Below are 7488 nucleotides of genomic sequence, written 5' to 3'. Positions count from 1 at the left end.
ATGAGCCCGCGCCCCAGCCCCGCCCGGGTGTCCCCGGCCGGGGCCACCCCCCCCCCCCCCGCCGGGGGGGGGGGGGGGGGGGCCCCCCCCCCGGCCCCCCCCCCCGTCCGCCGTCGGTCAGCTGCCGAAGAAGACCTCGGCCTCGGCGTACCGCTCCAGCGGCACGGTCTTCAGCTCGCGGGTGGCCTCGGCCAGCGGGACGCGGACGATGTCCGTGCTCTGCATAGCGACCATCTTGCCCCAGTCGCCCTCGTGCACCGCGTCGATGGCGTGCAGGCCGAGTCGGGTGGCCAGCACCCGGTCGAACGCGGTCGGGGTGCCGCCGCGCTGGATGTGTCCGAGCACCACGGTGCGGGCCTCCTTGCCGGTCTTCGCCTCCAGCTGCTCGGCCAGCCACTGGCCGATGCCGCCCAGCCGGACGTGGCCGAACGCGTCCAGCTCCTGGTTGTGCAGCACCATCTGACCGTCCAGCGGCTGGGCGCCCTCGGCGACCACCACGATCGGGGCGTACTGGTGCTGGAAGCGCTTCTCGACGTAGCCGGCGACCTGCTCGACGTCGAACTGCCGCTCCGGCAGCAGGATCACGTTGGCGCCGCCGGCCAGACCGGCGTGCAGGGCGATCCAGCCGGCGTGCCGGCCCATCACCTCGACCACGAGCGTGCGGTGGTGACTCTCCGCCGTGGTGTGCAGCCGGTCGATCGCCTCCATCGCGATGTTGACCGCGGTGTCGAACCCGAACGTGTAGTCGGTGGCGCCCAGGTCGTTGTCGATCGTCTTCGGCACGCCGATGACGTGCACGCCCAGTTCGTGCAGCCTGGTGGCGACGCCGAGGGTGTCCTCGCCGCCGATCGCGATCAGGGCGTCCACGCCCTGCCCGGCGAGGTTGTCCTTGATCCGCTCCACGCCGTTCTCGATCTTGAACGGGTTGGTGCGGGACGAGCCGAGGACGGTGCCGCCGCGGGGCAGGATCCCGCGCACCTCCGCGATGCCCAACGGCTTCGTCAGACCCTCGAGCGGGCCCTTCCAGCCGTCCCGGAAGCCCACGAACTCGTGACCGTAGGTGGCGACGCCCTTGCGGACCACCGCCCGAATCACCGCATTGAGACCTGGGCAGTCGCCGCCGCCGGTGAGCACGCCGATACGCATGATCTGCTCATCCTCCTGGACCATCAGGTGAAGCCCGAACAGCCCCAGGATATGTGTCGGATCAGACCATCGGCGCCGTTGCCGGCCCGGGGCGGGCCGTCACTGCGCACTGTAGTCGGCGCAGGCGTACGCCGGCACCGCGCCCCGGGCCGTTCCGCACGATGGACGGCTACCCGTCAGTAGCCGACCTCGTGGTTCTCGCCCGCCTTCGGCGGCTGGCCGGTCACCGCCGCCTTGGCGAAGCCGAGCAGGTTGACCACGGTGCTGCCGGGCGAGTCCCAGTACTCCGCGGAACCGGCGTGCACCTTGATCAACGTGAGGCCCGGCGTGTCCAGGCCGTCCGGGAACCACGCCTTGAGCAACGGGCTCCACAGCTTCTTCGCCCGCTGCGCGTCCCACTCCTCGGTGGCGGTGCCGGCCACCGACACCCAGGCGTGGTGCCGCTGGTCGGAGAAGCCCACGTTCACCTGCGGGTTCACCCGGATCTGCCGGACCTTCGGCGAGTCGGCGTACGCGAAGAACCACAGGTCCCCGTCGAACTCGGCCTCCTGCAACCCCATCGGCCGGCTGACCAGACGCCCGTCCACGGCGGTGGTGGTGAGCAGGCAGATCCGCGCCTGCCGGATCAGCTCGGTGACCCGGTGGCGGGCATCCGCGGCAGTGGTCGGCTCCTTGCTCATCGGCACTCCTGGTCTCGGATCGGCGTGATGCCGATCCCGTGCCCGGGTCCGAACCTGTCAAACCTCCCGCGCGGCCATCGCCCGCCACCGGGCCAGGTTGTGCCGGGCGTCGACGAGCGCGTCGTGCCGGTCGGCCTCGGCGTCCGGCAGCCGGGGACGACCCCGGTCGTCCCAGAGCTGGCGCAGGTCCTTGGTGAACCGGGGGATCTCCCGGGGCAGCGCCGGCATGGCGCCCCAGAGCTGGGCCAGCACCACGTGGTCGTAGGCGGCGTACCAGGCCCACAGCTCCAGCTGCTCGCCCGGCCGGTCCCGGACCGGTTCCAGCAGGAACTCGTGCAGGTCGTCGCGGATCCGCTCACGCGAGCGCCAGGCCCGGTCGGCCGGCGAGGGGAGCTTGTCCAGCACGTTGCGCCGCACCCAGGGCACCGCCCGAGAGTCGTCGAACTCGGTGGAGACCGCGTAGAACTCGCGGCCGTACTCGTCGACGACGCCGATCGACACCAGGTCGACAGTCCGGCCGTCCTCGATGAATTCGCAGTCGTAGAAATAGCGGTAGACCATCACCCACATCTTCGCCCATCCCTGCCGGCAGGTCGTCGGCGGGGCGTCCACCGAGGTCGGCGACGGGTCGACCGCCGACCGGTCATGGTCACGGAAAGGTTTCCGGGGGTGTACAGCACGCGACGGGACCGTCATGATCTGATGTGTACGCCGTCGGGCGCCGACCGGTAGAGCTGCCTCGAACCGGGACTGACAGCTTCACCCGGTGTGCGAGTGGTGACTTCTTGACCGGGGAGGGGTTGGGCCGTGGAGTCTCGCCTGCCGGAGCCGGGTGACGCGCTCACGGGCGTGGAGATGTTCGCCGGGCTGGAGCCGGAGGTGCGACAGCGGGTCATCGCCGCGGCCGTGCCCCGCACCTACCGCAAGGGCCAACTGCTCTTCGTCGAGAACGACCCCGGCGAGTCGCTGATCGTGCTGCGCCGCGGGGCCGTGGCGGTGTTCCGCACCGCGCCGACCGGCGAACGGGCCGTGCTGTCGGTGATCCGTCCCCCGGACGTGCTCGGCGAGGTGTCCCTGCTGGACGCCTCCACCCGCTCGGCCTCCGCCGAGGCGATCGAGGACTGCGCCGCCCTGGCGCTGTCCCGTCCCGCCTTCATGGAGCTGGTGCACTCCAACCCGCGCATCCTCGACGCGGTGATGCGCTCGCTCGGCCAGCTGATCCGCCGGCTCACCGAGCAGAACGCCGACCATGTCTTCCTCGACCTGCCCGGCAGGGTGGCCAAGACGCTGGTCCGGCTGGCCGGCGAGAGCCAGGCCCCGATGATCACCATCGAGCTGAACCAGAGCCAGCTCGCCGAGATGGCCGGCGGCTCGCGGCAGAGCGTCAACCAGGCCATCGGCTCGTTCGCCAGCCGGGGCTGGCTGCGTACCGAGGGTCGCCGCATCGTGGTCACCGACGTGGCGGCGCTGCGTCGCCGCGCCGGCATGAACGACCGCTGACGCATCCACGACGAGGGCCGGGGCGTGTCGCCCCGGCCCTCGTCGTGCTGCGGTCGTCAGACGCCGGCGCTGCCCGGCCCCGCCCACGAGTCGGGCGCGCTACCCGGCCCGGCCCACTCGTTCGTGTCCTTGCCCCCGGTGGAGCCCTCGCTGACGACGCCCTGGGCCTGCAGGGTGGCCAGGGTGGCCGCGTCCACGTCCACGGACTCGCCCGCGGTGTGGGCGACGCCGTCGCCGTCGGTCCAGTCGCTCTCCAACTTCACGAACACCATGAGATCCCCTTGGTCACGTCGTTCCCGTTCGGTGAAAGTGAATCTAGCCGCGGGAGGTCGTTCTCGGCCGCCCGGAGGAGTGTCCACAAACCAACAGCCCGGTACCTGACATTCGCGGCGCCCGGAATACTCAGGGTGACGCCGCGGGATGCGGCGTCCGGCCCGGCACCGGCCGGCGACCCAGTGGAGGCGTGCCATCTCCGCGCAGTGTGACCGTTGTGGACGTACCCCGGCCGACGGCGACCGGTTCTGTGGTGGCTGCGGCGCCGAACTGAGCGCGGTCTGCCCGCACTGCCTGCGGCCGCTCGCCGCGGACGTTGCCTTCTGCACCACGTGCGGCCTGCCCCGGCCCGGCGTCCGGCACCCGACGCCGGCGCCCCAGGAGGACCGCCGCCGCGTCAGCGTGCTCTTCGTCGACCTCATCGACTTCACCCCCTACGTGGAGCGGGCCGACCCGGAGCAGGTACGCGGCATGCAGACCGGCTTCTTCTCCGCCGCCCGACGGGTGGTCGGGCAGTACGGCGGCGTGGTCGAGAAATACATCGGCGACGCGGTGATGGCCCTGTTCGGCGCGCCGGTGGCCACCGAGACCGACGCGCTGCGGTGCGTACGAGCCGGCCTGGAGCTGCAACGGGTGCTGACCCGGTTCACCCCGACCGGCCACGACGAGTTGCGGTTCCGGGTCGGCGTGGCCACCGGGGAGGCGCTGGTGGACGTGGCCGCGGCCCGCGACGGCGGGCAGGCCATCGTGGCCGGCGACGTGGTGAACACCGCCTCCCGAATGCAGTCCGTCGCCCCGCCCGGCGGGGTGCTGGTCTGCGGCTCCACCCACGCGCTGACCAAGGACGCGATCCGCTACGAGGAGCAGCCTCCAGTCACGCTGCGGGGCCGCTCCTCCCCCACCGAGGTCTGGCTGGCCCTCGCCCCGGTCCGCCGGCAGCCGACCGACCGGGAACCGGACGACAGCCCGCTCATCGACCGCGAACACGAGCTGGGCCTGCTCGTCAACGCGCTGCACCGCTCACTGCGCGACCGGCTGCCGCAGGTGGTGACCGTGTTCGGCCGGGCCGGGCTGGGCAAGAGCCGCCTGGTCCGGGAGCTGCACCGGCACGCCGCCCGGCTGGTGGACGAGCCGGTGACCTGGCGTACCGGTCGCTGCCCGCCGTTCGGGGAGAACGTCACGTTCGCCGCGCTCGCCGACATCGTCAAGGCCGAGGCCGGCATCCTCGACACCGACCCGGCGTCCACCGCCGCCCAGCGCCTCACCGCCGCCGTCGCCGAACTGGTCGGCCCCGCCGAACGGACCCGGCTGGTCGACGCGCTGCGACCGCTGGTCGGTCTCACTGGTGCGGCGCTGCCCGCCGAGGAGGCGGAGTCGGCGTGGCGGCGGTTTCTGCTGGCGCTGGCGGCCCGCCGCGCGACCGTGCTGGTCTTCGAGGACCTGCACTGGGGCGACGACGCCATGCTGCGCTTCGTCGAGCTGCTCGGCGCCGCCGCCCGGGACGTGCCCCTGCTGATGCTCTGCACCGCCCGCCCGGAGCTGGTCGACCGGGACCCGAGCTGGGCGGGAACGATCACCGGCTCGGTCACCGTCACGCTGCCCCCGCTGCGCGACGCCGGCATCGTGTCGCTCTACGCGCACATGTTCGGCCGCGCGGCGTTCCCGGCCGAGATGCTCACCCCGCTGGTCGAGGTGGCCGGCGGCAACCCGCTCTACGCCCACGAGTACGTCCGGATGCTCATCGAGCAGGGCACGCTGCGCCGGTCCGGGCGCGGCTGGTCGCTGGACAAGCACCTCGACCTGCCGATGCCCGAGGGCGTGCACTCGGTCATCGCCAACCGGATCGACCTGCTCGACGCCAAGGACCGGCCGGTGCTGCTGGCCGCCTCGGTGGTCGGCGTGCAGTTCTGGCCCGGCGCGGTCGCGGCGGCGCTCGGGCAGCCGGTGGAATCGGTGGAACGCGCACTGCGCCGGCTGGAGCAGCGCGACTTCGTCCACGAGCAGGCCGCCTCCACCATGGCCGGGCAGGCCGAGTTCCGGTTCCGGCACGTGCTGGTCCGCGACGTCTGCTACCAGCGGTTGCCGCGCACCGAGCGGGTGGCCCGACACGAGCGGACCGCCGACTGGCTCGACACGTTGTCGCAGACCCGGGACACCGACCTGGCCGAGGTCCTCGCCCACCACCGCTGGGCGGCACACGAGATCGCCCGGACGCTCAGCCTGTCGACGCACCGCTACGCGGGCCCGGCCCGCGCCGCCCTGCACCGGGCGGCCCGCCGGGCGTACGCCCTGCACGGGCTGGACGCGGCGGCCACGCACGCCGGCCGCGCGCTCGGCCTGGCCGACGACGGCGACCCGGTGAGCCGGCTCCAGCTGGAGCTGCTGGCCACCGAGATCTCGTTCTACCGCGACGGCAACACGTTCCTGTCCGGCGGCGGCCTGGACCAGTTGCAGTCACTCGCCGACCGGCTGCACACGCACGCCGACCACGCCTGCGCGGCACGGGCGTGGACGCTGCTGGGCCAGGCGGCCTGGCTGCGCGCCGACCGGGCGGCGGCGGTGGCCTGCCTGGACCGGGCCGTGCAGCTGTTCGAGCCCCTGCCGGACAGCGCGCAGAAGGCCGACGCGTACGCCGAGCTGGGCCGCCTGCACATGCTCAACTACGAGCGGGACGCCGCGGTGTCCGCCGCCGAGACCGCCGCCGAGATCGCCGAGCGGCTCGGCCTGGTCGAGACGCGCACCAACGCCCGGGTCACCGCCGCCACCGCCCGCTACCAGGCGGGCGACCGGGCCGGGCTGGACGACCTGCGGGGCATCGTCGAGTACAGCCGCGGCAAGCAGTTGCTGGCGCTGCACCGGGCGGTGCAGAACCTGGCGTACGCGGTCCGCGAGGAGGGCGACTGGCTGCGCTCGGACGCGCTGCTGACCGCCGGTCCGACCCGTACGGCCAGCGGGCAGACGTTGACCACCAGCTACTCCGGCGAGGCGATGCGGGCCTACTTCGACGGCGACTTCGCCCGGGTGATCGCCGCCGCCGACGCGTTCGTGGACACCCCCACCGGCGGGTGGGACATGCAGGTACGCGGCCTGCGCTCCTGCCTGCGGGTGCTCCGCGGCCAACCGGTGCCGCCCGCGCCCGGTCCGACCGCGCCGCCGGACGGCGACGACGTGTCCGCCGCGCTGGACACCGCCCGCCGCAGCGGCTTCCACCGGCTGCGTTGGACCATGCTCGGCATGGCCGCGCTCTGTCGGGCCCTGCAGGGCCGGGCCGCGGACGCGGCGGAGCTGATCGACGAGCTGGCCGACTCCTGGTCGAGGGTGCCGGCCCTGGCCAGTGGCGAGTGGATCGCCGCGGCGGCGTACGCGGCGGCGCTGGCCGGCCGGGACGCGTCCGTGCGGGTGCGCGCGATGTTGGACCGCCTCGACCACCGGACACCCTGGTCGGAGGCGGCGTTGCGGACCGTAACCGGCGCGCTGGCCGCGGCGGACGGCGACCACTGTCGGGCCGCCGAGCTGCACCTGGCCGGCGCGGAGGTCTACGCCCGCATCCCGGACGTTACCGACCGGATGCTGGCTCTCGCGCTCGCCGTGGGGGAACTGACGCTGGCGGGCGACCCCGAGGTCGCCGGCCCGCTGGCCGAGGTGCACGCGTTCGCCCTGCGCAACGAGGCGCCGGGGCTGCTGGCGCTGGCCCGGCGCCCGGTGCCCGACGCCGGCCCCGCGGTGGCGTGCTGACCGGGCCGACCGGCCCTCGGTGAAGTATTCCTCTTTCACAATGAAGGTGACATTTCGCTTGCCGATCGGCGGAACAAGGGCACGAACCGAGCGGCGCGCCACAACGCACTCCCGCAACCGGGTGCGGACGTGTCACGATTCAGGGCGCGGGCAG

General features: G+C 73.3%; 6 protein-coding genes. 2 read left to right on the top strand and 4 right to left on the bottom strand.

Annotation, left to right across the window (positions count from 1 at the left end):
- Window positions 1–117: 117 nt before the first annotated feature.
- From ACLQ2X_RS24285 to ACLQ2X_RS24275, 3 genes are all read right to left on the bottom strand, one after another.
- Entirely contained in the window at window positions 118–1146 is a 1029-nt protein-coding gene (locus ACLQ2X_RS24285; protein WP_425683409.1) for a 6-phosphofructokinase, read from the bottom strand.
- A gap of 176 nt (window positions 1147–1322) precedes the next feature.
- Window positions 1323–1826, bottom strand: a complete 504-nt coding sequence (locus tag ACLQ2X_RS24280) for a pyridoxamine 5'-phosphate oxidase family protein (protein WP_425683402.1) — start codon at window positions 1824–1826, stop codon at window positions 1323–1325.
- 57 nt (window positions 1827–1883) lie between these two features.
- Window positions 1884–2387, bottom strand: a complete 504-nt coding sequence (locus ACLQ2X_RS24275) for a polyadenylate-specific 3'-exoribonuclease AS (RefSeq protein ID WP_425683401.1) — start codon at window positions 2385–2387, stop codon at window positions 1884–1886.
- A gap of 246 nt (window positions 2388–2633) precedes the next feature.
- Between ACLQ2X_RS24275 and ACLQ2X_RS24270 the strand changes: the two genes are divergently transcribed.
- On the top strand, window positions 2634–3326 hold the full coding sequence (locus tag ACLQ2X_RS24270; RefSeq protein WP_013287664.1) for a Crp/Fnr family transcriptional regulator: 693 nt from the start codon (window positions 2634–2636) through the stop codon (window positions 3324–3326).
- A 56-nt stretch (window positions 3327–3382) separates the two neighbouring features.
- Here ACLQ2X_RS24270 and ACLQ2X_RS24265 read toward each other — a convergent pair whose 3' ends face one another.
- Entirely contained in the window at window positions 3383–3598 is a 216-nt protein-coding gene (locus ACLQ2X_RS24265; protein ID WP_425683400.1) for a hypothetical protein, read from the bottom strand.
- Between the two features lie 148 nt (window positions 3599–3746).
- Between ACLQ2X_RS24265 and ACLQ2X_RS24260 the strand changes: the two genes are divergently transcribed.
- On the top strand, window positions 3747–7334 hold the full coding sequence (locus tag ACLQ2X_RS24260; protein WP_425683399.1) for an ATP-binding protein: 3588 nt from the start codon (window positions 3747–3749) through the stop codon (window positions 7332–7334).
- The last annotated feature ends 154 nt before the right edge of the window (window positions 7335–7488 follow it).

The organism is Micromonospora sp. DT31 (assembly GCF_049841795.1).
In the GTDB taxonomy this organism is placed as follows: Bacteria; Actinomycetota; Actinomycetes; order Mycobacteriales; family Micromonosporaceae; genus Micromonospora.
The sequence above is the reverse complement of the archived record's forward strand: the minus strand, read 5'-3'. Positions and strand labels throughout refer to the sequence as shown.

Excerpts from the sequence above, each read along its gene's own strand:
- ACLQ2X_RS24275 (WP_425683401.1), bottom strand. The coding sequence starts at position 2,387 with ATGGTCTACCGCTATTTCTACGACTGCGAATTCATCGAGGACGGCCGG.
- ACLQ2X_RS24280 (WP_425683402.1), bottom strand. The coding sequence starts at position 1,826 with ATGAGCAAGGAGCCGACCACTGCCGCGGATGCCCGCCACCGGGTCACC.
- ACLQ2X_RS24265 (WP_425683400.1), bottom strand. The coding sequence starts at position 3,598 with ATGGTGTTCGTGAAGTTGGAGAGCGACTGGACCGACGGCGACGGCGTC.
- ACLQ2X_RS24285 (WP_425683409.1), bottom strand. The coding sequence starts at position 1,146 with ATGCGTATCGGCGTGCTCACCGGCGGCGGCGACTGCCCAGGTCTCAAT.
- ACLQ2X_RS24260 (WP_425683399.1), top strand. The coding sequence starts at position 3,747 with ATGCGGCGTCCGGCCCGGCACCGGCCGGCGACCCAGTGGAGGCGTGCC.